Here is a 22,465-nt window from a genome sequence, read left to right as displayed (position 1 = left end):
CTATTATCGCCCTAGGTATCAATTAGTACAAACTATTGCAGTGAATGGCAGGCCACATTTTATGAAAAAAACCGAAGCGCTGGAGCAGGCGGCGCTTGAGCTCGGCATTGTCGATTGCCGTCACGGCGGCGCCCAGGCCAGGCAGGACTGGGTGGCGGTGGAAACCCCGGTGGCGCTGGTGTACAACGGCCTCTCCCACGTGGTGATGATGGCCAGCCCGCGGGAGCTGGAAGACTTTGCGCTGGGCTTCAGCCTGGCCGAAGGCATCGTCGCCCATCCGGGCGAGATCTACGGCATCGACATCGTTCCGGGCGAACGCGGCGTGGAAGCGCGCATCGATCTGGCCTCGGCCCGCTTCATGGCCTTGAAGGAGCGCCGCCGCCAGCTGGCCGGCCGCACCGGTTGCGGCCTGTGCGGCGTGGAACAGCTGGCCGAAATCCACCGGCCGCTGCCGCCGCTGCCGCAGACCCAAAGCTTCCGCCTGGACGCGCTGGCGCGCGCCTTGCCGGTGCTGCAGCAGGCGCAAAGCCTGTCCCAGGCCACCGCCTGCGCCCACGCCGCCGGCTGGGTGACGCCGCAGGGCGAACTTCTGCACCTTAGCGAGGATGTGGGTCGCCACGTGGCGCTGGACAAGCTGATCGGCGCGCGCGCGCGCCAGGGCTGGCGCGATGGCGCGGCCATCGTCACCAGCCGCGCCAGCTATGAAATGGCGCAGAAGGCCGCCGCCGCCGGCATCGAGATCCTGATCGCGCTGTCCGCGCCCACCTCGCTGGCGGTGGAGATGGCCGCGCGCTACGGCCTGACCCTGATCGGCTTCGCCGGCCACGGCCGCGCCAATCTGTACAGCTGCCCCGAACGTTTGCGCATGTAATCCAACAGAAATATTCTGCCAGTAAACGGCATGGCAGCCGTGGATTGATGCCGGCAAGCGCCGCAGCGTCGGCAGCTTGCGCCGCGCAGTGCCGGCTGGGGCTGGCCGCGGGTTTTGCGTTGCAGCATCCGCGGAGAATTCCGCCTTGCAATTCTGGCCAGGATAGGGTCAGAATCGAAGCTCGACATTTCAACCCTTTCGAATATAAGAAACAAGCATGGCACTCATCGTACAAAAGTACGGCGGCACTTCGGTTGGAACCACCGAACGGATCAAGAACGTTGCCCGCCGTGTCGCCAAGTGGAAGTCGCAGGGACATGATGTCGTGGTGGTGGTGTCCGCCATGAGCGGCGAAACCAACCGCCTCATCGCCCTGGCAAAGGAGATTCAGGACTATCCGGACCCGCGCGAGCTGGACGTGGTGATATCCACCGGCGAGCAGGTCACCATCGGCCTGCTGGCCATGGCGCTGAAGGAAATCGGCGTGCCGGCCAAGAGCTACTGCGGCTGGCAGGTGAAGCTGGTCACCGACAACGCCCACACCAAGGCCCGCATCCAGGAGATAGACGACGCCGCGATGCGCTCCGACCTCAATGAAGGCCGCGTCGTCATCGTCGCCGGCTTCCAGGGCGTGGACGAGGACGGCGACATCACCACGCTGGGCCGCGGCGGCTCGGACACCTCCGCCGTGGCGCTGGCCGCCGCGCTGAAGGCCGACGAATGCCAGATCTACACTGATGTGGACGGCGTTTACACCACCGATCCGCGCGTGGTGCCGGAAGCGCGCCGCCTGAAGACCGTCACGTTCGAGGAAATGATCGAAATGGCGTCGCTGGGCTCCAAGGTGCTGCAGATCCGCTCGGTGGAGTTCGCCGGCAAGTACAAGGTTCGTTTGCGCGTGCTTTCCAGCTTCGAAGACGAAGGCGAAGGCACCCTGATTACGTATGAGGAAGATGAAAGCATGGAAAAGGCCGTTGTCGCAGGCATCGCATTTGACCGTAACGAAGCGCGCATCAACGTCAAGGGCGTGCCGGACAAGCCTGGCATCGCCTACCAGATTCTGGGGCCGATCGCCGATGCCAATATCGAAGTGGACATGATCATCCAGAACGTGGGCGAAAACGGCGCGACCGATTTCTCCTTCACCGTGCCGCGCGGCGAATTCCAGCGCGCGCTGACCATCCTGCGCGAAGTGCAGACCCATATCGGCGCCGCCAAGATCGACGCCGACGACAAGGTGGCCAAGATCTCCATCGTGGGCGTGGGCATGCGTTCGCACTGCGGCATCGCCTCCACCATGTTCCGCACCCTGGCGGAAGAGGGCATCAATATCCAGATGATCTCCACCTCGGAAATCAAGGTGTCGGTGCTGTTGGACGAGAAGTATCTGGAGCTGGCGGTTCGCGTTTTGCATAAAGTTTTCGGGCTGGACCAGCCGGCGTAAATAATTTCGGATACACGCTTGACAGGGGGCGCAGCGCTAATTAATATGGCGCTCTCTGAACGGAGAAATGGCCGAGTGGTCGAAGGCACTTCCCTGCTAAGGAAGCATACGGGCTTAAACCTGTATCGAGGGTTCGAATCCCTCTTTCTCCGCCAGTTCGCATTAAGCCCTTGATTGGAAACAGTCGAGGGCTTTTTTGCGTCCTAGCGGTCCGAACCTCATCGCTAGATTCCTGAAGCGGATCAACAAACCAAGAGCTTCCTAAGAAGCGTAACCGTCTCTGCGAAAACGCGATCAATCCATAATCCATTTGACCGAGATAAAACTAGTCGAGACACGCTCTCGAGCGGTTTGCGCGGCAATGCCCGATTGCCTTTGTGTATTGGGAAAAGGGGAGTCTTCCATCGGCTGGAGGATGGAGGCGGATGAATTCGATTGATGGCCGGAAGCAGGTGGGTGATCCGCTCCGGCCATTTTGTCGCTTGCTCATGCTGCTATTCAAACCGTCAGGGGAGCTGAATAGTTGCCTCTGTTTCATTCACCGCCACTTCCTGTCCGTTAGCGTAATGGCGCTAGAGCAGACGCCCGACCCGCTAATCCGCCAGCGACGCGCCGCGCGGTGCGCTGGTCTTCTTTCGCCATGGCTCGGATGGCTTGAGCAGGTAGTTGGCGTATACGTAGCGCCAGGGCACGACTGCATAGAAGACGATCAGCAAGGGAGTCCAGCCCAGATTGGCTTCGGTAAAGGGCTCTATGCGCCCGCTGCGCCACTGGGGAATGGCTACCAACACCACCCACAGGGTTTTCCAGATCATTTCCCATAGCAGCACCGGGAGCATTTGCAGCGGGTAGCGCACGCCAAATAGGGTTAACAGCCAAAAGGCCAAGAGCATGTGGTCCACCACGGTTCTCGTGGGAACCGCCGGGGTATGGGGACTCAAGATATTAGGCAGCAGGGAGACTCCAAATCCGACGGCGATAAACAGATACAGGCCTCTCAAGCAGTTCAGGCGAAATAGTGAAATGTCTTGCATTTTATCTTTCTCCATGAAAATGACCCATTTGGGCGAGTGGATACAGCTTGCTTCGGACGCCGTTCGATTTGGCGGGCGCTTGCTACTGGCGCTACTGGCCCGCCAGATGGAACTGGCCAAGGCCCGGCGCGTAAACAGATGGCTTAAGCTTTATTTGGGGACGGCTTGGTCCTCCTTAGCGCTGGCCGCATAGTCCAGCAAATCGCCCGGCTGACATTGCAAGGCTTCACAAATTGCTTCCAAGGTCGAGAACCTGATGGCGCGGGCTTTTCCGGTTTTGAGGATGGAAAGATTCGCCAGGGTGATGTCTACATGATCCGCAAGCTCGCTCAAAGTCATTCTTCGGTCATGCAACAGGCCATCGAGCTTTACCAGAATAGCCATGGCTTATACGGTTCCTTCCAAATCGATACGCATTTTCGTTCCTGCATCAAATACTCGCGCCAGAATAAACAGCAGCAATACGGATAGCCATCCATCGACTGATAGGGCTCCACCCAATGTCCAATGGGTAGATCATGGATACGCTTGCGCAAACCGCGCTGACGGCAAGGTTGAGAATTTGTATGGCGAGCAGCGCCCAAGCAATGGCTTGCAGCCGGGCGGCGCGATAAAGCTGGCAAGCAAAAGTGCCCCAATTCCCATGCCCAATATGAAGTTCAGGCTGAGCAGGGCGCGCAAGACCAGGCGGGTCGTAGACAAAAGGTTCGGACGGCTAGGCATCATTTCCTCCTCCTGGGTTTATTGTTAAACGATAAATAGGACATTGGTATTCCGCAAGAAATTTATCGTTGTTCGATAATCTAGCTTGAGCTTGTCGCAACAAGGGAACAGTAAGGAGGGAACGGCTCCGGTCTAGGTCGCTGCGGCGACCCGTCGAACGGGGGCCAACTTGCTCAATGACCGGGTACAGCTTTTCTTTGCGGGACAGGGAATGGGGATCATCCGCATCCGCAGGCGCCGCTTCTGCAGTCTGGCCAATTTGGCCATGCGTGCATTTTCTCCCAGGGGGAATGGAGTGAACCGCCATCAAAAGCCGCTGAAAGCCTTTCATTAACAAGGCCATCAGCTGGATTCGATTGAGGGGTTAAAGCTGATGAAACTTGTACCTTGGTTGGACGTTTGAATCAGCCGAAAACATCCAAATTGAATACTTTTGGTCGAGCTCGCCAGGGCACTTCGTCGAGCAGCGAATAGCCGCCGCTATCCTCATACCTGCCATCGCCATCGGTGAACCGGAAGGATGCCCACACGCCATACCCAAAATGAACCGTACAAATGAGAATCGGCGGGTAGCGCTTGCTCTAGGCCGGGCGGGGAAAATTGCGAGTTTTGTTGAGTCAGGCATGGCTTTGCGAAAATTTTCTCTATTTTGCGGGTTTGGAAAAATTTCAGAGCAAGCTGTTGACAAGGTCCAGCAAAGGACACATACTGTGCGCCTCTTGATCGACAGCACAGCAAGCGCTGCTGCTAGAAAATTCAAGGGTTTGGTTGTTTGAGAGCAGGCATTTTCACGAATCCCTCTTTCTACGCCAATCAGCGCACCCGTAGCTCAGTTGGATAGAGTATCTGGCTACGAACCAGAGGGTCGGGCGTTCGAATCGCTCCGGGTGCGCCACTTGCTGTCCCTATAGTTTAGCGGTTAGAACACCGCCCTTTCACGGCGGTAGCCGGGGTTCGATTCCCCGTGGGGACGCCAAATTTAGAAAAACCCATCGCGCAAGCGGTGGGTTTTTTGCATTTCTAATGCTGTTTATCCGGCAGCGAACCCCATCGGCACCATCACCACACGGGACCGCTGTTTCTAAGCGGCCCATCCGGCAGAAGTACGGCGCGCGGCTAGCTTTTGGCGGGCCGTGTAAAACACTGCTCCACCACCTGTTCGCCCCAGCGTGCTCCTGGGCGCTCCTCGCTCAAGACAAAGCCGAAGGCCTCGTACAAATGCCGCGCCGCCAGCAGGCCCTGGAAGGTCCACAGCCGGACGGCAAGGCGCTGCTGATCGCAAAACGCCATCGCCTGTTCCATCATGCGGCGGCCAAGGCCGCTGCCGCGCGCCTCCTCGTCCAGAATGAACCAGCGTAGCTGCGCCTGCCCCGGCGTGTCCGGCTCCGCCGCAATCACCAATGAACCGATGATGCGGCCGTCGCGCAAGGCCAGCCACAGCTGATTGCCGGGCTGGCTCAGGCGGCCGAGGAAATCGGCCAGGCCGGTGGCCACCTGCCGTTCGAAAAAAGCGCCGAAGCCGGCGTGGGCGTGGTAATAGCGCGCATGCATGGCGACAATGCTGCCCAGCGCGCCGCAACGGTAACCGGTTTCAATGGCGATGGGCGCGGCGGCCGGCGGCGTGTGCTCGGCGTGCCTGGCTTCCAGCGCCGCCGCATAGCAATTCAGGCCTTGTTCCACCTGCCGCTGCTGCTCCGCCGACAGGTGGACGAGGGCGCCGCCCACCTGGCCGCGTCCGTAGTCCTGCAACTGCGCGAACAGCTGTTGGCCGGACGGGCTCAAGGCCAGCAGCTTGGTCCGGCCGTCGCTGGGGCTGGCCTGCTCCAGCAGCTCGCCGCCCTGCGTCAGCTTGCGCACCAGCCGGCTCACCGTGGATTTTTCCAGCTGCAGCTTGTCCGTCAACTGGCTGGCGGACAAGCTGCCGGCCAGGCCGATCTCCACCACCGCATGCACGGCGGAAGCGGAGTGCCGGCTCATGGCCAAGGTGCTGCGCATGAAACCCAGCTCGCGCACGATGCGCCGCGAGGCGGAGCGGATCTGGTCGATGACAAGCTGCTGCGGCTGTGAAGGGTTCATGCGCGCTCTCCTGTGGTAATGGTTGTAACATACAACTAAATAGTTGCTTATTACAATAAATCGTGAGCGCGCCAGCCGTTTAGAACTTGTGATTCACCTCCACCCACCACTGGCGGCCATAGGGCAGATAACTGCCCACTGGGTAGTAGGGCCAGTTGCTGGTGTCGTCGCGCTTGATGGTGTCCAGCACATTGTTGACGATGAGCCCCACCGAAGTCTGCTTGCTCCATTGATACTGAGTGCTGAAATTGGCCAGCACCGTGGGCGTCAGATTGCCGGAGCCGTCGGCTTTGGGAATCTTGCCGTAACGGGTCAGCAGCACGGTGGACGACCAGGGGCCGATGTCCCAGCTCAGGCTGGTGTCCAGCTTGTCCGGCCAATCGGTGTTTTCCGGGTCGTTCAACATATTCTTTTCCACATCGCCGGCAAACTGCTGGTAAGTGTGCTTCAGCACCTTGGTGTAATTGGCTTTCAGCAGGAAGCTGCCCCAGCTGGCGGTTTTCCAGCGCAGCTTGCCGGCGATGTCGAAACCGCTGGTGCGCTCGCTGGCCGCGTTGATCGGGTTGACCACGATCTGCTTGATCGCGCCCGGATTGATCAAGGCATTGGCCGGATTGCGCTGCACTCGGCGCAATGTGTCCTGGCACAGCTGGGACGACGCGTCCAGAATGCCGGCGCGGCACTGCGCCTCGTCGCGCAACAGCTTGTCGCCGCTCAGGTCGGTGACCAGATCATTGATGGCGATGTCCCAGTAATCCACCGAAATATCCGCACTGCTGCTGGGCGACCATACAAAGCCGAAGCCGTAGGACTTGCCGTTTTCCGGCTTCAGTTCGACGTTGCCGTTCTTCACGTAGTCCGCGCCCGGCGACATGCTTTTGTAGTCGCAGCTGGCCAAGGGTTGGCCGGCCTGGGCGCAACGCCAATAATCGGTGCTGGATGAGTAGTAGCCGCGGCTCTGGGTCAGGAACAGATAATTCATGTCCGGCGCGCGGAAGCTGGTGGCGTAACTGCCGCGCAGCAGCAAGCTGTTCAGTGGTCGGAACGCCAGGCCGGCGCCGTAAGTGAACTTGCCGGCGCTGCTGTCCGGCAACTGGTAGCGGTCGTAACGGCCGGACAGCGTCAGGTCCAGCCGCTTCAACACCGGGATGAACAACTCGCCGCCCAGCGCCTGGCGCGAGCGGGCGCCGCCGGCGTGCACGGCCGGCGAGGTGTTATAGAACGCGCCCTGATTGATCAGCGGGTCCGGATCATTGCTGAAGCCCTGGCTGCCCCATTCCAGCGTGCCGGCCAGCTTCACCGCGCCGGCCGGCAGCTTGAACAACTCGCCGCTGCCGCTCAGGCTCAGCGCCTGCAGCCAGGACTTGTTCTGGCTCACCGAGCGCCCGGCGATGCTGTCGAACTCCGCCTGCGTCAGCCGGCGGTTGAACGGCCCGGCCGACGGCGCGTAAATCAGCACCCCCTTGGCGTCCACGCCCTGCTGCTGGCCCAGGAAGAAACTGTCCGCATTGGCCAGCAGCCGCGGCGCGATGTTCTGGCTGGTGTAGATGGACGCGTTGTAAGCGGCTTCGTAACTCCAGCTGCTGCCCGGCACCGTGCCGCGCAGGCCGAAAGTCAGGTTGGCCGCCACATCGTCCCACTTGCGGTTGTAGCGGCTGGCGCCGCCCATCTCCTCCGGCGACAGCAAGCGGCTCCAGACCTCGTAGCGGCCGCTGTTCTGGTTCAGGAAATAGCCGCCGTTGCCGGCGGCCGAGGTCCAGCTGGGGCCGCGGGTGTTGTTCTCGCTGTGGTTGAAGGCCAGCAGTGCGTCGCTGAACAACTCCAGGTGATCGTTGAGCGCGTAATTCAGGCTCAGATAACCGTTCTGGCTCTGGTTGGCGGTCTGCACCGTCCAGTAGGAGGCCTTGGCCAGCGGGCTGGCGCAGACATTGCTCTTGCTGCTGCGGTAAGCGCGCACGCTGCCGGCGTACAAGCCGCCCAGCGCGCCGCAAGCCGCGCCGGGGTCGATGAACTTGCCGCTGCTCACATCCTTCTGCGACCACACCGTGGTGGGCGCCGCGCCGTTGACGGTGTTGTCCGCCATGAAGCCGCGCTGGCGCGACCAGATCGGGTTGCGCTGGCTCAACTCCAGCGCATAGACCAGATTCAGCTTGTCCCAGCTCTTGCCGCCGCTCAGTTGCAGGCGCAGGTTTTCGCCGCCGTGATGCTCGCTGCCGCCGGCCTTGACGTTGACCGTGGTGCCGTCGGCCTTCTTCTTCAGGATCACATTGACCACGCCGGCGATGGCGTCCGAGCCGTAAATCGCCGACGCGCCGCCGTTGAGCACCTCGATGCGCTCAATCATCGCCGCCGGGATATTGGCCAGATTGACGAAGTTGACCGAACCCTCGTAAGCCACCGGGTAATCGGCGATGCGGCGGCCGTTGAGCAAGGTCAGCGTATGGTTGGGCCCCAGCCCGCGCAGGCTGATGGCGTTGGCGGCCGGGGTGAAGGTATTGCCGAAATCCGCGCCCTGGGTAAAGCCGGTGTTCTGCGCCAGATTGTTCAGCGCGTCGTAGACATTGGTGTAACCCTGTTTTTCGATATCGGCGCCGCTCAGCACCGTGACCCCGGTGGGGCCTTCCTTGCCGGCGCGCGCAATGCGCGACCCGGTGATGGTGACGCTGTCCAGCGTGTTGCCGTCGGCTGCCAGCGCCGGCAAGGCTTGCCCTGCCAAGGCCAGCGCCAGCGCGGAGAGGGTGAAATGTGGATATGCCATCGCGGAATGCCGGCTGTGCCGGCCCTTTATTGATTTTGGAAAACAAAATCTAGCACGATTGCATATATGTTAAAAATCTGGAAAATTAGATTGTTATTCAAATTGAGAATAACATGATTGGAAGGATCGCGGGAGCTTGGCGTGGGTGGGGATTGGGCGCGGGGTTTGCCGTTGTGGCAGGGGAGGGGTTGGGAGAGTGAGAACCGCGGACACGCTGTCACGGGCTTGCGTCGGCTCAGCCCTGGCGCGCTTTAGCCTTCAGATACGTTTCATTCTTGTCGCGATGTCCGATAGCCACCACGATGATGATGATTTTGCCGTCGTCCACCTCATAGACCAGCCGGTATCCGGTCTGACGCAGCTTGATCTTGTAGCAGCCTTCCAGGCCATGCAGCTTGGCGGAAGGGTTGTGCGGATGCTCGGCTCGTTCTCTCAGTTTCTTGGCAAACTGCTGTCGGATTGATGGGTCCAACTTTCGCCATTCCTTCTCCGCATCCACCCGGAAGACAACTTCATAGCTCATCCAGGTCCACCTTGACGGTGGGCTGCTGCCGACGTTCCAGCACCAACTTTGCGTCCTCGATGTCTTCAAGCAGGTTCATCATGCGTTCGTACTGGGCGGCAGGAACAAGATAGGCTTCCGGGCGGTTGTGATTCAGGATTACCACCGGATGCCCTGCGGCCTCGCGCATGATGCCGGCAAAATTGCGTTTGAGCTCGGTGACGCTGACAGCCACATCGGCAAGTACCAAGTCCATAACTTCTCCCTAATTAAAATCAATTTAGATGCCTAATATAGCATTGATTTTGTTGTGGGGAGCTGCCTGTCCGGCAGAGAAGCCGCCTTTCGGACACCAGATCAAATTGTGGATTTTCTAAGCTGCCTACCCGGCAGAGAACGAGCTGGACGCACTGGCTCATGACCGCCCCCCTTTCTAAGCTGCCCATCCGGCAGAGAACCTGCTGCTACGCCCTGGGCGACCGCAGTACCTTTTTAAGCTGCCCATCCGGCAGAGAACTGGATAAGGACAAGCAAGCCGGCCTGTTTTTTTCTAAGCTGCCTACCCGGCAGAGAACCGTACAGTTCCATGCCCGAAATGATGGGCTATTTTCTAAGCTGCCTACCCGGCAGTGAACGCAGCTGTGTCCATCTCGATCTTCATGTTGTATTTCTAAGCTGCCTACCCGGCAGTGAACCGTTACGGGCGACAGATCATCGCCCAACTGGATTTCTAAGCTGTCTACCCGGCAGTGAACGAGGTCGAGCTTTACGACGGCATCGGCAGCTGTTTCTAAGCTGCCTACCCGGCAGTGAACTTCGGGTCGTCCTCCAGCTTGCCTTCCAAGCCTTTCTAAGCTGCCTATCCGGCAGAGAACTATTTGTACGGCGATGAGGTGGACCGCTGGAATTTCTAAGCTGCCTATCCGGCAGAGAACCAGGCAATAAAACCGAATGCACGCCCTTTGCATTTCTAAGCTGCCTATCCGGCAGAGAACGCCATTCGTTGACGTGCAGAGCGTCGCCCCATTTTCTAAGCTGCCTATCCGGCAGAGAACATTTATATCCTTCAAGCTCCCACGTTCCGTACTTTCTAAGCTGCCTATCCGGCAGAGAACCGCGATGGCGGTGGCCGTGCCGATCTTGACCATTTCTAAGCTGCCTATCCGGCAGAGAACAAGCAAGGCCGAGTTGATGCACCTGGACTTCCATTTCTAAGCTGCCTATCCGGCAGAGAACAGGAGACCGAGGAGCTGCCGAACGCGTTTACCTTTCTAAGCTGCCTATCCGGCAGAGAACGGCGGCGTTCGGGTGCCCGCAGTTGATGATGCTTTCTAAGCTGCCTATCCGGCAGAGAACGAAGATGCCGCGCCCGTTATGCTGCTTCTGCATTTCTAAGCTGCCTATCCGGCAGAGAACTTTTAGAAACAATCGAACAAGGCGTTGTCGAATTTCTAAGCTGCCTATCCGGCAGAGAACTAGAGCTGATCCTGCTCTTGGCCGCTGCGCCATTTCTAAGCTGCCTATCCGGCAGAGAACCCTGTTGCGCAAAGAAAAGTGGATCTGAGAGATTTCTAAGCTGCCTATCCGGCAGAGAACGGCCCAATGTCTGGGAGACGCGTTTCGCAAAGTTTCTAAGCTGCCTATCCGGCAGAGAACAAGTTTTTCAATGACCAGGCCGGAAAAATTCATTTCTAAGCTGCCTATCCGGCAGAGAACGACTCGCTGGCTACGGCCAACCCGCTGGGGATTTTCTAAGCTGCCTATCCGGCAGAGAACTAGCGCGCGAGTGGCGCGCGGCCACTCGGGATTTTCTAAGCTGCCTATCCGGCAGAGAACTTGCGGCTGTCGATCAACTGCGCATCCTCGTTTTTCTAAGCTGCCTATCCGGCAGAGAACTTCCAGCGGGCCGTTGTTGCCGACCTCAGCAATTTCTAAGCTGCCTATCCGGCAGAGAACTCCGCCATCCTCGCGGGCTGTCTTCTCCGAGTTTTCTAAGCTGCCTATCCGGCAGAGAACTAGAGCCTTTCCCCCGCAAACCCACGCCAGCGGGGGAAAGCATCGCTTTCCCCAATAAAACCCCTTTTATTTCTCCCCGCGCCAAGCCCTTGATTTAACAGGCTTGGCGGCGGGGCAGGAAAAAAAGGGTTAGAACCACGGCACGGTGGCGTCGGGGCTGAGGCCGAAGGCGTTGAAGCGGCCGCTGTGGGTGGCCGGGGCTGGGCGTTGCTCGATGTGCAGCTGGTAACGCTGGCCAGTGCTGGCGCTGTTGAGGGTGAGGAAGGGCAGGGTCAGGCGGCGGGCAGCGCTGTCCGGGAAGCGTTGCACGGCTTCTTCCGCGCTGATGCCCAGCCGCCGCACCAGCCGGCGGCGCTCCTTGTCCGGATTGGTCTTGGCCTGCTTGCGCCGTACCTGCCAGGCTTCCGCCTGCGGCGGCACCGGCTGGATGGCGGCCAGCGCGATGTGGTCGCGCATGCCGCTGAGCCAGTCGCCGGCCATCAGCCGCTGCAAGGCGGCGTGGCCGCCGTGCAGGCGCAGGGTGTCGCCCAGCGCGGCGGCCGGGGCCGCGCGCGGGAAGCTGACGCCGATGTCGTCGCGGCCTTGCTCGCTCAGCGCGCGGTGCAGCTTGGCGAACAGCGCGTTCATCAGCAGCGTGGGCGCAAACTCCGGGTCCGGGCGCAGCCGGATGTCCAGGTAATGATCCATGGTCTACTCCGCTGAGCTAAATACGCCGCCGCGGATAAGGGTGGCCAGCACAAAGTGCTGATCATGCGCGGCCGGGGCCTGGTCTTTCAGCACCCAATTGTCCAGCAGTGTGTAAAAGTCTGTTTTCGGCTGGTCTTTGGTTTTGCTGGGGGGGCGGCAAGCCTTGCCCAGCGTGGTGACTGAGCCGTAGGGCTCCACCGCGATGGGGCCGAGTTGCTCGGCTTCCAGGTGCCAGTCGTCAATGGTGCGGATGGCGTTGCCCAGTTTTTGCGAGTGGATGGCGGCGATGTCGAGTTTGTTGTGCTTGATGGCATACAGTGTTTTGCTCTTGTCGCCGCGATTGCGTTCCAAGATCAGTTCCTGCGAGGGGAACACCTCCTGGCCAGCGCCCTGCCGTGCAAAGGCGGTGATCTGCAACAGCAGATGGCGCTGGCCGGCCAGGCCGGCGGCGATGGCGGCGGCCAGCTGTTCCAGCGCGGCGGCCTGGCTGCCAGGGTCGAAGTGGCGCAGGGACAGCGCCAGCGCGTCGAACTGCCATTGCTGCGCCGGCTGACCTTGCTCCAGCAGCGCCACCCGTACTTCCACCTGCTCCGCGCCCACGCGGTTGCGCCACAGGAAGCGGCCGTTGGCCAGGTTGCAGGCATAACGGCGCGCCAGCTCGGCAAAGCCGTGGGCCTGCACATAGCCGGCCACGGTGGCGCGCAGCTTGGCCTGATAGGCGCTGTCGTTGCAGGCGGACGGCGCGCCGACATTGCCCAGCACCCGCAGCGTGAAGCTGACTTTCAAGGTGTCTGCGTGGTGTGGCAGCGCGGCCACGTCCACAGTCTGCAGGTTCGGTTTCTCTATTTGTGCATCAAGTTTTGCCGGATCTGCATCCTGGGCTTTCAGGTGGTTGGAAATGGTGCCGCGCACGGATTTGGGAACAACAAGAACTGGCTCCCAGTCGGTGTGCTGCTCGCGCTGTTGCCAGTCGCCGGCGTGAAACAAGGCGTCGGACGGGTCCAGCTTGCGTTCAAAGGCCAGTAGAGATGGGCGCTTCCGAAGTGTGATGCTCATGGTGCAACTCCTTGTCAGATTCGGTCTTGTGCAGAGGTCAAAGTGGCGGCGTAATCATTGCGGCAGCGGTACAAACCGCTGGCGGTGTCGTCATCGGCATACCACAGCAGTTGGCTGACATCGTGCAAACGGTGCGGGCTGACCCATTCGCCCAGCGAATACAGGCTTTCCACAAAGCGGAATGGCGTATGCGCGTCGCGGGCGTTGGCCACGTTGCCGGCCGGGTAAAGCGGGGACAGCGCGCCGTAGCCCACCGGCATCGGCACCGTCCAGCCCTGGCTGTGGCCGTGTTGGCTGCGCCATTCCAGCGTGCGGCGCGGTTCGCCGCCGGTCGGGTCGGCTTGTTCCTGCCAGTGCGGCGCGTGGTTGATGCGGGACAGATCCAGCCAGGCGTCGAAGAGGTCTGTTTGCGGTTGGCTGGCGCGCAAGGCGGCCAAGTGGCTTTGCAGCAGATCGTCGCGGGATACCAGCGCAAAGCCGGGCAGCAGGCTGCGTCGCAGCTGGCGGAATTGTTTGAGTCGTTCCGTCTCGTCTTCGCTCAAGGTCATCAACTGCGGCGCGGGACGGCGGCGGCCGGGCAGCGGCGGCGTCACGCTGCCGCCGGCAATGCGCATGCCGTGCAGGGTGTCCGTTACCTGCCGCGCCAGTTCCGGCAGCTGCTCCCTGGGCGCGGCCAGCGCTTCGCCGGTGAGGCCGAACAGCAGACTGATGTCCAGGTGGATGCGGCCTTCCTCCACGATGGCGGCGGTGGCGCCGTCCTTGTCCACCGGGTTGCGGCTGAGGTGGAAACCCTGGGTGTAAGCGCCGCTGGTCTGCGCCTGGTAATGGTGGCAGACCACGCCCACCGCCTCGAACTGCAAATCCAGGCTGCCGGCCAGCTTGCGCTCCAGCGCCTGGGCCAGGCCGGTGAAGGCGGTAATGGCCGGAAAGCCCCAGGTGAAGGGGCTGGAAATGGCGTTGGCGTTTTGCACCCGCAGCCGGGGCACGCTCAGCAAGCCGGTGATCACGGGCAGGGTGCTCATGCTTGCTCCTTGGCCATGGCCGCCAGCTGGCGGCGGGTTTGATCGTGCTGGGCCTGCCAGCCCAGATCCCCGGCCAGCTCACGCGCCCAATGGCGGAATTCCGCGTCGCCCATCTTCAGCGGGCTGGCGTCGAATTGCTGGTTCAGCCAGCGGCCGAAGCGTTTGGCCACTTCCAGCGGCCAGTCCTCGCCGTGCCAGCGCGCGGCAAAATCCGCGTCCGCATCGGCGCGCCAGGGGTCCAGCCACAGCTGTTGGTATTCTGGCAGCCGGCAGCGCGTGTCCGCGCTCCAGCCAGACGGCAGGCCTTCGTGCATTTCCTTGCCGAACAGCAGCAGCTCCTCCAGCAGCGCATCGCTCAACTCGTCGCGGCGGTCGCGGGTGTCCATGATCTTGCGCGGCTGGCTTTCCAGAAAGGCGCGCAGCTGGCGGACCAGCCGGCGCACATCGTTGCGGCGACCAAAGCGCAGCAGCGCGTCCTCGCTATTGAGCGGCGGTTTCAGGCCCAGGCTTTGCCACTGCGGCGGCAGGGAAGCCAGCAGATAGTTATTGCCCTTGCGCTCGTTATTGAGCTGGGAAATATTCTGCGGCTTGGTGCCGCCCAGTTGCTGCACCGCCAGCTGCGGATAATCGCAATAGCCATGCGGGTGATCGCGTTGTTCGCGGCGGGCCTGGCGCGCGGCCTTGGCGGCTTCGCCGAAGCGGTGTTCCTGGATGGTTTGGTACAGCCGCTGCGCCAGCGCGCTGGGGTAGAGCGGAGCCAGCAGGTGGTAGTCCTCGTCCTTGGCCGGCTCGTAACCCACCAGCCAATACACTTGCTTGGCGCGGCTGTGGCTGGCGGCCGCCGCGCCGGCATCGGTCAGCGCGGCGAAGGCGGCGATCCAGACCTGCGCCTGTTCGGCATCGTCGCTGAGCGCGGCGGCCAGGTCGGCGTCCTGCGCTAAGGCCAGCGCCAGCAGGCTTTGGCCGTCGTGCTGCTGCTTCAGAAACTTGTACACATCCAGCGCGGCGGCGTTGCCCACCACGTCGTCGGCAAAATCCGCGCCCAGGCAGTGGCTGCCCACTTCGCGGCGCGCCGGCAGGGTGGAGGGCGGCGCGTACAGATTGCTGCCGCGGGCGTCCGGGTGGATGGCTTTAAGGGTGTGGGTGGCGGCTTGCAGCTGGCCGGCGCGGCGGGCCGCGTCCGCCAGCCAGGCGGCGGGCTGGTGTTGGGCCAGCAGCGCTTCGCGCTTGGCGTCGTCGTCGGGTGCAAGCTTGTCCAGCTTGTCGTCGCGCCGTTGCCGGATGAAGTCGGCCATCAAGGTGCGTAGTGCGGTGGCGCGGGGCGTGAGGGTAGGGGGCATGGCTGGTCCTTGAATCACAAAGTCAGGAACAAACAGCAGCGCGGCCCCGGCGCGATTGGGCTGCCGGGGCCTTGGCTCGGTGCTTCATTACATGCGCATCCTCCTGTTTTGCAAGGGGTTGGGGTGGAGGCCGGTCTGCCAAGCGCACTCTCACAACACCGACCATACGTCATTTTTTTACCTAGATAAAGTCAATTTTACTTTTATCGTTAATTGATAGTGGCGACTTGTAACATCGGCGCCACTGTCGGCATAAGGCAGCTTAGAAATAGACGAAGTCGAATTTTCTTTTCAGTTCTCTGCCGGATAGGCAGTTCAGACCGGCCAGCGCGCAAGCGACTGGCCTTTTTTTTACGTCCATTCAACTGGCATGCCGTCTGTTAGTGTGCCTGTAGTCAGGTGATATTGGTATGAACAGTGGTCGGGGTTTACTTGATGTGCATCATGCGGGGGAGGAATGGTGCTTGGCATGAGGCATGCCGCTGGGAGATAGGCGGCTTTGCAGAGCGGGGCTGAGGCTGGAGGAGGGATAGGCCTAATCAAACCAATATTGATAATCATTCCCATTTATAGTGTAAGATTGCTGCTCTCATTTGATCTGCCCACGCATCATAGCGCTGGCATGGAACCGCAACGGCACGCCTTCTTATGACTTTGACCGCTTCTCGCCTCCCCGTCAGCGCCGCGCAGCACGGCATCTGGATGGGACAGCAACTTTCCCCGGACAACCCGAGTTACCTCACCGCCGAAGCCACCGAGCTGCGCGGCGCGCTGGACCTGGACGCCTTGCGCGACAGCGCCGCCGAGGTGTTGGCTCACTGCGCGGCGCTGAACATGCGCTTCGAGTTTGACGGCAGCCAGCTGTGGCAGCAGCCGGTGGCCGCGCAGGCGGAGATACCCTGCCAGGACTTCAGCGCGGAAGCGGAACCGGAAGCGGCGGCGCGCGCCTGGGTGGCTCAGGCGCTGGCGCGGCCATGCGATCCGGCGCGTGACGCACTCTATCTGGGCGCGGTGTTGAAGCTGGGGCCGGAGCGGCACTGGTGGTATCTGCAGACCCACCATATCGCGCTGGACGGCTTCGCCTACGGCCTGCTGAGTCAGGCGCTGGCGGCGCGCTACAGCGCCCGCGTCAAGCAGCAGGCCCTGCCGCCGCTGGCGGATTGGTCGCTGGACAAGATCGTCGCCGCCGATCACGACTACCAGGCCAGCGAGGCCTGCGCGCAGGACCGCGCCTTCTGGCTGCAACGCCAGGGCAGGCAGCCGGCGGCCAGCACGCTGGCGCCCGCCGCCTTGCTGGCGGACGGGGTGAACAAGGCCGAGCAATGGCTGAGCCCGGCGCAGATCGCCGCCTGGCAGGCTTCGGCCAAACAGCACGGCGTGGACTGGGGCGCCTGGCTGCTGGCGGCGGTGGGCGCCTGGCTGGCCAAGCACAGCGGCCGCCGCGCGCTGACCCTGGGCCTGCCGGTAATGAACCGCCTGGGCACGCCGGCGCTGGCGGTGCCGTGCATGGCGATGAATATCGCGCCGCTGAGCCTGCGGCTGGACGAAGAGCTGGGCGCGGCGGAACTGAGCCGCCAGCTGGCGGACAGCCTGCGCGCGATCCGGCCGCATCAGCGCTATCGCTACGAGCAGCTGCGCGGCGATCTGGCGCGCGTCGGCGGCCAGCAGCGCTTGTTCGGCGCAGTGGTGAACCTGATGCCTTTCGACCGCCGCGCGCCGTTCTCCGGCCTGGACAGTCGGGTGTTGCCGCTGGGCTCCGGCCCGGTGGAGGACGTGTCGATCAATTTCAGCCTGTTGAACACCGAATGGCGGCTGTGCCTGGAAGCCAACCCCAACGCCTATCCGCAGACGGAGCTGGACGGCCTGCGCGACGATTTGCTGGCCTGGCTGGACGCCTGGGCCGGCCGCGCTCCGGACGCCGCGCTGAGCGAGTTGCTGCCTGAGCTGCCGCCGCTGAGCGTGCTGGACGGCGCGGCGCTGGAGCGCGAGCCGCGGGAGGTGCTGAGCCTGATCCGCGCCGCCGCCGCCGCGCGGCCGGACGCGACGGCGCTGGAACAGGACGGCGAGCGCCTGTCCTACCGCGAGCTGTTGCAGCGCGTGCTGCAACTGGCCGGCCGCTTGCAAGCCGCCGGCCTGCAGGCGGAGGAACGGGTGGCCATCGTGCTGCCGCGCAGCCCGGAAGCCATCGTCGCCATCCTGGCCACGCTGTGGGCCGGCGGCTGCTATGTGCCGCTGGACCCGCACGGCCCGCCGACGCGGCTGGCCATGGTGCTGGACGACGCGCAGCCGCGGCTGGCCGTCACCCTGAACGCCTGGCGTCCGCTCTTGGGCGCCGTGCCGGCGCTATGCCTGGACCTGCCGCCGCAACAGGACGCGCTGGCCGCCGCGGACCCGGCGCCGGAAGCCGGCCAAGCCGCTTATCTGCTCTACACCTCCGGCTCCACCGGCAAGCCCAACGGCGTGCTGGTCAGCCACGGCGCGCTGGCCCAGTTCGTCAGTAGCGCCGGCCAGCTGTACCGCATCGGCGCCGACGAACGCATTCTGCAATTCGCGCCGCTGCACTTTGACGCCAGCATCGAGGAAATCTTCCTGGCGCTGTGCCATGGCGGCACCCTGGTGCTGCGCACCGACGCGATGCTGGAATCCATGCCGGCCTTCGCCGCCGCGGTGGCGCGCCAGCGCATCAGCGTGCTGGACCTGCCCACCGCCTTCTGGCACGAACTGGCCTTCGCCTTGCAGCCGGAACTGGCCGCGCAGCTGGCTAGCGTGCGGCTGACCATCATCGGCGGCGAAGCCGCGCTGCCGGAACGCGCCGGCCGCTGGCAGGCGCTGTTGCCGGGCAGCGTACTGCTCAACAGCTACGGCCCCACCGAGGCCTCCATCATCGCCACCAGCGCCATCCTGTCCGGCCTCGGCGCGGTGTGGGACGGCGGCGACAGCGTGCCCATCGGCCTGCCGCGCCCCGGCGTGCGCGCCGCCATCGTGGACGAGCGCCTGCAGCCGGTGGCGCAGGGCGAGGACGGCGAACTGTGCCTGCTGGGCGAGGCACTGGCCATCGGCTACCTGGGCCGGGAAGAACTGACCGCGCGCCGCTTCGTAACGCTGGACGCGTTGCCCGGCGCGCCGCGCGCCTACCGCACCGGCGACCGTGCGCGCCTGAGCGACGGCCAACTACGCTTCCTGGGCCGGCTTGACCATGAAATGAAGATCAGCGGCCTGCGCATCGACCCGGCCGAAATCGAAAACGCGCTGCTGGCCTGCCCGGAAGTGCGCGAGGCCGCGGTGGTGGGCCTGCCGCTGGCCGGCGGCGGTTATACGCTGGCCGCCTTCCTCAGCGGCGGCGAGACCGAGCCGGCGACGATGCGCTCGCGCTTGGCCGAGGTGCTGCCGGCGGCGGCGATCCCGGATCACTGGCGCTGGCTGGACAGCCTGCCGCGCAACGTCAACGGCAAGATAGACCGCAAGCAGCTGGCCGCCGGCATGGAGGCGCAAGCGCCGGCCGCGGCGGAAGACGCCAGCCCGCTGGAACGCCAGGTGATGGAGGTGTGGCAGCAAGTGTTGGGCGTCACCCCGCCCAGCCGCCACGCCAACTTCTTCGAACTGGGCGGCAAATCGCTGCAAGCCATCCAAGTGGCCAACCGGCTGGCGCAGCGCCTGAACCGCGAAGTGGCGGTGTCCGCGCTGTTCAGCCACAGCACGGTGGCGGCGCTGGCGCAGGCGCTGAGCGCGCCCGCCGCGCACCGGCCGCCGTCGGCCAGCGAAGGTCAGGAATTCGCGCCGCTGCTGACCATCCAGCCCGGCGCGCTGCCGGCGCTGTTCTGCCTGCACCCGGCGGAAGGCCTGTCCTGGTGCTATCTGGGCCTGGCCAAGCACCTGCCCGGCGTGGCCATCTACGGCTTGCAGGCCACCGGCATCACCGGCGACAAGCCGGCCAGCTTCGACGCCATGGTGGCGGACTACGTGGTCCGCGTGCGCGAGGTCCAGCCGCAAGGGCCGTACCGGCTGCTGGGCTGGTCCCTGGGCGGCGGGTTGGCGCAGGCGATGGCGGCGCAGCTGCGCGCCGCCGGCGAAACCGTGGAACTGGCGGCGCTGATGGACAGCTATCCGACCGCCAGCTGGCAGGGCCGGCCGCAACCGACATTGCACGACGCGCTGGTGACGGTGCTCAGCGTCAACGGCGAAGTGGACGCCGACGAGAACGGCCAGCCGCTGGACAATGAGGCGATCTACCAGCGCCTGCTGCGCCCCGGCAGCCCGCTGGCGCCGCTGGGCCGCGCCGCGCTGGAACGGCTGGGCGCGGCCTCGCTGCACGGCATGCAATTGTTCCGCGACAGCCAAACCCCGCCTTACGACGGCGACGTGCTGCTGTTCCGCGCCGGCATCCACCCGGAAGACGCGCCCAAGCCGGATGATTGGCGGCCCTTCCTCGGCGGCACGCTGGAGTGCGTGGAGCTGGACTGCGACCACTTCGGCATGAGCGATCCGGAGCCGATGCGAAGGATCGGCGAGGAATTGGCGCGACGCTTGACTTGAGCCGCGCCGGTTTGATGAAAAACGCCGTTCACCTTGGGTGAGCGGCGTTTTTGCTTTTTGAGCGCGGCTTGCTCCGTAAGAGTCTGTTTACGATCTCGCGAGCAAGAGCGAGACAAGGCGTTGCGGCTGAGAAAGCGGAGTGTACATCCGGTACATGAGCATTTCGAAGGGCTGCTTACCGTGTACGCGCAGCAGATCGTAAACAGGTTCTAAGGGCTGATTTTCAGGTGGCCGATCACGCATCGCATGGGCTCCATTTATTCGTACCGGTTCAGTCGCAGCGCATAGCATCCATGGGCGGGGAAACGCAGCATCGCGAAAGCGATCTCGGGCCGTGCCTCCCAGCGAGTCAGTGTCGCCTCCACCTCATGCGTTGGCAGCAGTGCGGCTTCTTGCATGGTCTGTTCTTTGTCGTAAGCGCGCAGCGCCACGCTGTCGCCGAGGTAGGCATTCACGCCGACGCGGTGCAGTAGCGCTGACAGCTCGGGCAGAGGCTCCGGTTGTGATTCAGCCGCCAGGAAAACCGGGCCATACTCGCGGTATGGACCGACTTGGTGGAATGGGCTGTAGCTCGCCAGAATCAGCTCCTCACCCGGAATGGCGCGGCGCAGCGCATCGCGGAACGGTTCGCCGCCGGCGGCAGCCATCCGCCGCACGGGCTGGCCGAGCGCATCAATCCCTTTGTGTCGTGCCCGTTCGACGAAAACCGGATCCAAGGTTTCCAGTTGCCAAGCCATGCCGCGCTCCTTCGTATCATTGAAATGTCCGAAGTCTATGGCGGCGTACCCCTGCGGGCGACCCGATTCTTGCTGTGCTCGTTTTCAGGCAATCGCTGTGTATGGCAAGTGGAATTGCCCCGTCTCCGTTTTCGAACTCACCGCCGCGCGGTGCATTTCCTCGGTGACTTTTCTAAGCTGCCTATCCGGCAGTGAACAAACCAACGGCACCAACACCCGTTCGCAAGCCTTTCTAAGCTGCCTATCCGGCAGTGAACCTGGTGGCCGGCCGACTCGGCAACGCCGAACTTTTCTAAGCTGCCTATCCGGCAGTGAACGAGGAGGAATCCAAAGGCGCCGCTTCATCGCATTTCTAAGCTGCCTATCCGGCAGTGAACGTACAGGATGAAGCCCGCATGGCTGCCGTTCTTTTCTAAGCTGCCTATCCGGCAGTGAACGCCGTCCAGGGCGTTGAACAGCCGGTCCATCATTTCTAAGCTGCCTATCCGGCAGTGAACCAAAACCTGCCCCGGTTTCACCGTCGCCGAATTTTCTAAGCTGCCTATTCCGGCAGTAAACGTCGAGCTCCCAGCCGGTCACGACCTGCCCGAATTTCTAAGCTGCCTATCCGGCAGTGAACATTGAGTCTGCAGATAGGTAAGGGTGCTCGGTTTTCTAAGCTGCCTATCCGGCAGTGAACTGCGGCTGTTGTTCACGCCCTGACGTCCGCGATTTCTAAGCTGCCTATCCGGCAGTGAACTCCGACTGCACGTCCTGTACCGGATGCGTGTATTTCTAAGCTGCCTATCCGGCAGTGAACTGGCGGACATCACCATCCGGGTCCTAATCAATTTTCTAAGCTGCCTATCCGGCAGTGAACTTTCGAGCGTGAATTCTGGCAGAGCTTCTCCATTTCTAAGCTGCCTATCCGGCAGTGAACAAGAAAAATCGATTGTTATTGCTTATTCTGTGCTTTCTAAGCTGCCTATCCGGCAGTGAACAGCACCTTCTTAGCACGCGGCTTTTTCGTTACTTTCTAAGCTGCCTATCCGGCAGTGAACATTGGCAAGATGATTGGAAAGACCCTGCAACATTTCTAAGCTGCCTATCCGGCAGTGAACTGTAAAAGGACAGCCCTCTGTTTCTAGTTCTGTTTCTAAGCTGCCTATCCGGCAGTGAACAGTACACGCCTAAAGGCGATGGCAAGCTGGGTTTTCTAAGCTGCCTATCCGGCAGTGAACATCGTTATAAGGGCGAATTACCATGTTTTCATTTTCTAAGCTGCCTATCCGGCAGTGAACCCCCTACCCCCTTCCTGAACAAACAACGTTCATTTCTAAGCTGCCTATCCGGCAGTGAACATCTCGAACTACATGAGCGGTAAGACCAAAATTTTCTAAGCTGCCTATCCGGCAGTGAACGACTTTTTCAGACGCAGACAAAGCGGCGAACTTTTCTAAGCTGCCTATCCGGCAGTGAACAGCACCTTCTTAGCACGCGGCTTTTTCGTTACTTTCTAAGCTGCCTATCCGGCAGTGAACTTCGAGTACCTGGGGCTGCGACAGCGCGAGCTTTTCTAAGCTGCCTATCCGGCAGTGAACTCCGCCATCCTCTCGGGCGGTCTTCTCCGAGTTTTCTAAGCTGCCTATCCGGCAGTGAACTCCGCCATCCTCTCGGGCGGTCTTCT

Annotated in this window: 15 protein-coding genes, 3 tRNA genes and 3 CRISPR repeat arrays; of the genes, 7 read left to right on the top strand and 11 right to left on the bottom strand. The window is 62.2% G+C overall.

The window, feature by feature from the left end:
- Nucleotides 1-61 precede the first annotated feature (61 nt).
- The 3 genes from fdhD (at nucleotide 62) to ACODSD_RS03670 (ending at nucleotide 2,470) form a co-directional block, all read left to right on the top strand.
- On the top strand, nucleotides 62-871 hold the full coding sequence (gene fdhD, locus ACODSD_RS03680; RefSeq protein WP_488876815.1) for a formate dehydrogenase accessory sulfurtransferase FdhD: 810 nt from the start codon (nucleotides 62-64) through the stop codon (nucleotides 869-871).
- Between the two features lie 217 nt (nucleotides 872-1,088).
- On the top strand, nucleotides 1,089-2,315 hold the full coding sequence (locus tag ACODSD_RS03675; RefSeq protein WP_227104858.1) for an aspartate kinase: 1,227 nt from the start codon (nucleotides 1,089-1,091) through the stop codon (nucleotides 2,313-2,315).
- 61 nt (nucleotides 2,316-2,376) lie between these two features.
- Nucleotides 2,377-2,470: transfer RNA gene (locus ACODSD_RS03670), tRNA-Ser, on the top strand.
- 438 nt (nucleotides 2,471-2,908) lie between these two features.
- Here the strand turns inward: ACODSD_RS03670 and ACODSD_RS03665 are convergent.
- Both ACODSD_RS03665 and ACODSD_RS03660 read right to left on the bottom strand, forming a co-directional pair.
- The gene (locus tag ACODSD_RS03665; RefSeq protein WP_488876814.1) at nucleotides 2,909-3,364 is read right to left on the bottom strand and encodes a hypothetical protein; all 456 of its coding nucleotides are present in this window, start codon (nucleotides 3,362-3,364) and stop codon (nucleotides 2,909-2,911) included.
- Nucleotides 3,365-3,499: 135 nt separating this feature from the next.
- Nucleotides 3,500-3,733, bottom strand: coding sequence for a helix-turn-helix domain-containing protein (locus ACODSD_RS03660; protein WP_488876813.1), 234 nt, complete (start codon nucleotides 3,731-3,733; stop codon nucleotides 3,500-3,502).
- Nucleotides 3,734-4,452: 719 nt separating this feature from the next.
- On the opposite strand from ACODSD_RS03660, the gene ACODSD_RS03655 reads away from it, so the two are divergent.
- The 3 genes from ACODSD_RS03655 to ACODSD_RS03645 all read left to right on the top strand — a co-directional run bounded on the left by ACODSD_RS03655 (nucleotide 4,453) and on the right by ACODSD_RS03645 (nucleotide 5,048).
- A complete protein-coding gene (locus ACODSD_RS03655) occupies nucleotides 4,453-4,848 on the top strand; it encodes a hypothetical protein (RefSeq protein ID WP_488876812.1) in 396 nt (131 codons plus the stop codon).
- 42 nt (nucleotides 4,849-4,890) lie between these two features.
- Nucleotides 4,891-4,967, top strand: a tRNA-Arg gene (locus ACODSD_RS03650).
- Nucleotides 4,968-4,973: 6 nt separating this feature from the next.
- Nucleotides 4,974-5,048, top strand: a tRNA-Glu gene (locus ACODSD_RS03645).
- Nucleotides 5,049-5,188: 140 nt separating this feature from the next.
- Here the strand turns inward: ACODSD_RS03645 and ACODSD_RS03640 are convergent.
- From ACODSD_RS03640 to csy1, 8 genes are all read right to left on the bottom strand, one after another.
- A complete protein-coding gene (locus ACODSD_RS03640) occupies nucleotides 5,189-6,148 on the bottom strand; it encodes a bifunctional helix-turn-helix transcriptional regulator/GNAT family N-acetyltransferase (RefSeq protein WP_488876811.1) in 960 nt (319 codons plus the stop codon).
- 79 nt (nucleotides 6,149-6,227) lie between these two features.
- A complete protein-coding gene (locus ACODSD_RS03635) occupies nucleotides 6,228-8,906 on the bottom strand; it encodes a TonB-dependent receptor plug domain-containing protein (protein ID WP_488876810.1) in 2,679 nt (892 codons plus the stop codon).
- Nucleotides 8,907-9,141: 235 nt separating this feature from the next.
- Nucleotides 9,142-9,429 (bottom strand): type II toxin-antitoxin system RelE family toxin, encoded by a 288-nt coding sequence (locus tag ACODSD_RS03630; protein WP_488876809.1) that lies wholly within the window; start codon nucleotides 9,427-9,429, stop codon nucleotides 9,142-9,144.
- Entirely contained in the window at nucleotides 9,419-9,664 is a 246-nt protein-coding gene (locus ACODSD_RS03625) for a type II toxin-antitoxin system Phd/YefM family antitoxin (protein ID WP_019103002.1), read from the bottom strand. Before ACODSD_RS03625 ends, ACODSD_RS03630 begins: the two co-directional genes overlap by 11 nt.
- A 114-nt stretch (nucleotides 9,665-9,778) precedes the next feature.
- A CRISPR array of direct repeats spans nucleotides 9,779-11,424; the repeat unit is 28 nt; unit sequence TTTCTAAGCTGCCTATCCGGCAGAGAAC.
- Between the two features lie 129 nt (nucleotides 11,425-11,553).
- Complete coding sequence (gene cas6f, locus ACODSD_RS03620) at nucleotides 11,554-12,111, bottom strand: type I-F CRISPR-associated endoribonuclease Cas6/Csy4 (protein WP_488876808.1); 558 nt, start codon at nucleotides 12,109-12,111, stop codon at nucleotides 11,554-11,556.
- A gap of 3 nt (nucleotides 12,112-12,114) precedes the next feature.
- Nucleotides 12,115-13,167 carry a type I-F CRISPR-associated protein Csy3 gene (csy3, locus tag ACODSD_RS03615; RefSeq protein ID WP_488876807.1) on the bottom strand — a complete coding sequence of 351 codons (1,053 nt, stop codon included), beginning with the start codon at nucleotides 13,165-13,167 and terminating at the stop codon, nucleotides 12,115-12,117.
- A 14-nt stretch (nucleotides 13,168-13,181) separates the two neighbouring features.
- Nucleotides 13,182-14,189, bottom strand: coding sequence for a type I-F CRISPR-associated protein Csy2 (gene csy2 / locus ACODSD_RS03610; protein WP_488876806.1), 1,008 nt, complete (start codon nucleotides 14,187-14,189; stop codon nucleotides 13,182-13,184).
- Nucleotides 14,186-15,529, bottom strand: a complete 1,344-nt coding sequence (csy1, locus tag ACODSD_RS03605; protein WP_488876805.1) for a type I-F CRISPR-associated protein Csy1 — start codon at nucleotides 15,527-15,529, stop codon at nucleotides 14,186-14,188. The genes csy2 and csy1 overlap by 4 nt, the downstream gene beginning before the upstream one ends.
- Nucleotides 15,530-16,177: 648 nt before the next feature.
- Between csy1 and ACODSD_RS03600 the strand changes: the two genes are divergently transcribed.
- A complete protein-coding gene (locus ACODSD_RS03600; RefSeq protein WP_488876804.1) occupies nucleotides 16,178-20,062 on the top strand; it encodes an amino acid adenylation domain-containing protein in 3,885 nt (1,294 codons plus the stop codon).
- A gap of 257 nt (nucleotides 20,063-20,319) precedes the next feature.
- Here ACODSD_RS03600 and ACODSD_RS03595 read toward each other — a convergent pair whose 3' ends face one another.
- Nucleotides 20,320-20,799 carry a DUF1203 domain-containing protein gene (locus ACODSD_RS03595; protein WP_253313759.1) on the bottom strand — a complete coding sequence of 160 codons (480 nt, stop codon included), beginning with the start codon at nucleotides 20,797-20,799 and terminating at the stop codon, nucleotides 20,320-20,322.
- A 169-nt stretch (nucleotides 20,800-20,968) separates the two neighbouring features.
- A CRISPR array of direct repeats spans nucleotides 20,969-21,296; the repeat unit is 28 nt; unit sequence TTTCTAAGCTGCCTATCCGGCAGTGAAC.
- A 93-nt stretch (nucleotides 21,297-21,389) separates the two neighbouring features.
- Nucleotides 21,390-22,439: a CRISPR direct-repeat array (repeat unit 28 nt; unit sequence TTTCTAAGCTGCCTATCCGGCAGTGAAC).
- Nucleotides 22,440-22,465 lie beyond the last annotated feature (26 nt).

This window comes from Chromobacterium sp. FG22 (genome assembly GCF_057809415.1).
Note: the sequence above shows the minus strand (reverse complement) of the source record. Positions and strands in the feature narration are given on the sequence as shown.

What these genes read in the sequence shown, in the direction of transcription:
- ACODSD_RS03600 (WP_488876804.1), top strand. Translation starts at nt 16,178, where the DNA reads ATGACTTTGACCGCTTCTCGCCTCCCCGTCAGCGCCGCGCAGCACGGC.
- ACODSD_RS03665 (WP_488876814.1), bottom strand. Translation starts at nt 3,364, where the DNA reads ATGGAGAAAGATAAAATGCAAGACATTTCACTATTTCGCCTGAACTGC.
- fdhD (WP_488876815.1), top strand. Translation starts at nt 62, where the DNA reads ATGAAAAAAACCGAAGCGCTGGAGCAGGCGGCGCTTGAGCTCGGCATT.
- ACODSD_RS03625 (WP_019103002.1), bottom strand. Translation starts at nt 9,664, where the DNA reads ATGGACTTGGTACTTGCCGATGTGGCTGTCAGCGTCACCGAGCTCAAA.
- ACODSD_RS03660 (WP_488876813.1), bottom strand. Translation starts at nt 3,733, where the DNA reads ATGGCTATTCTGGTAAAGCTCGATGGCCTGTTGCATGACCGAAGAATG.
- ACODSD_RS03630 (WP_488876809.1), bottom strand. Translation starts at nt 9,429, where the DNA reads ATGAGCTATGAAGTTGTCTTCCGGGTGGATGCGGAGAAGGAATGGCGA.
- cas6f (WP_488876808.1), bottom strand. Translation starts at nt 12,111, where the DNA reads ATGGATCATTACCTGGACATCCGGCTGCGCCCGGACCCGGAGTTTGCG.
- ACODSD_RS03675 (WP_227104858.1), top strand. Translation starts at nt 1,089, where the DNA reads ATGGCACTCATCGTACAAAAGTACGGCGGCACTTCGGTTGGAACCACC.
- ACODSD_RS03635 (WP_488876810.1), bottom strand. Translation starts at nt 8,906, where the DNA reads ATGGCATATCCACATTTCACCCTCTCCGCGCTGGCGCTGGCCTTGGCA.
- csy1 (WP_488876805.1), bottom strand. Translation starts at nt 15,529, where the DNA reads ATGCCCCCTACCCTCACGCCCCGCGCCACCGCACTACGCACCTTGATG.
- ACODSD_RS03640 (WP_488876811.1), bottom strand. Translation starts at nt 6,148, where the DNA reads ATGAACCCTTCACAGCCGCAGCAGCTTGTCATCGACCAGATCCGCTCC.
- ACODSD_RS03595 (WP_253313759.1), bottom strand. Translation starts at nt 20,799, where the DNA reads ATGGCTTGGCAACTGGAAACCTTGGATCCGGTTTTCGTCGAACGGGCA.
- csy2 (WP_488876806.1), bottom strand. Translation starts at nt 14,189, where the DNA reads ATGAGCACCCTGCCCGTGATCACCGGCTTGCTGAGCGTGCCCCGGCTG.
- csy3 (WP_488876807.1), bottom strand. Translation starts at nt 13,167, where the DNA reads ATGAGCATCACACTTCGGAAGCGCCCATCTCTACTGGCCTTTGAACGC.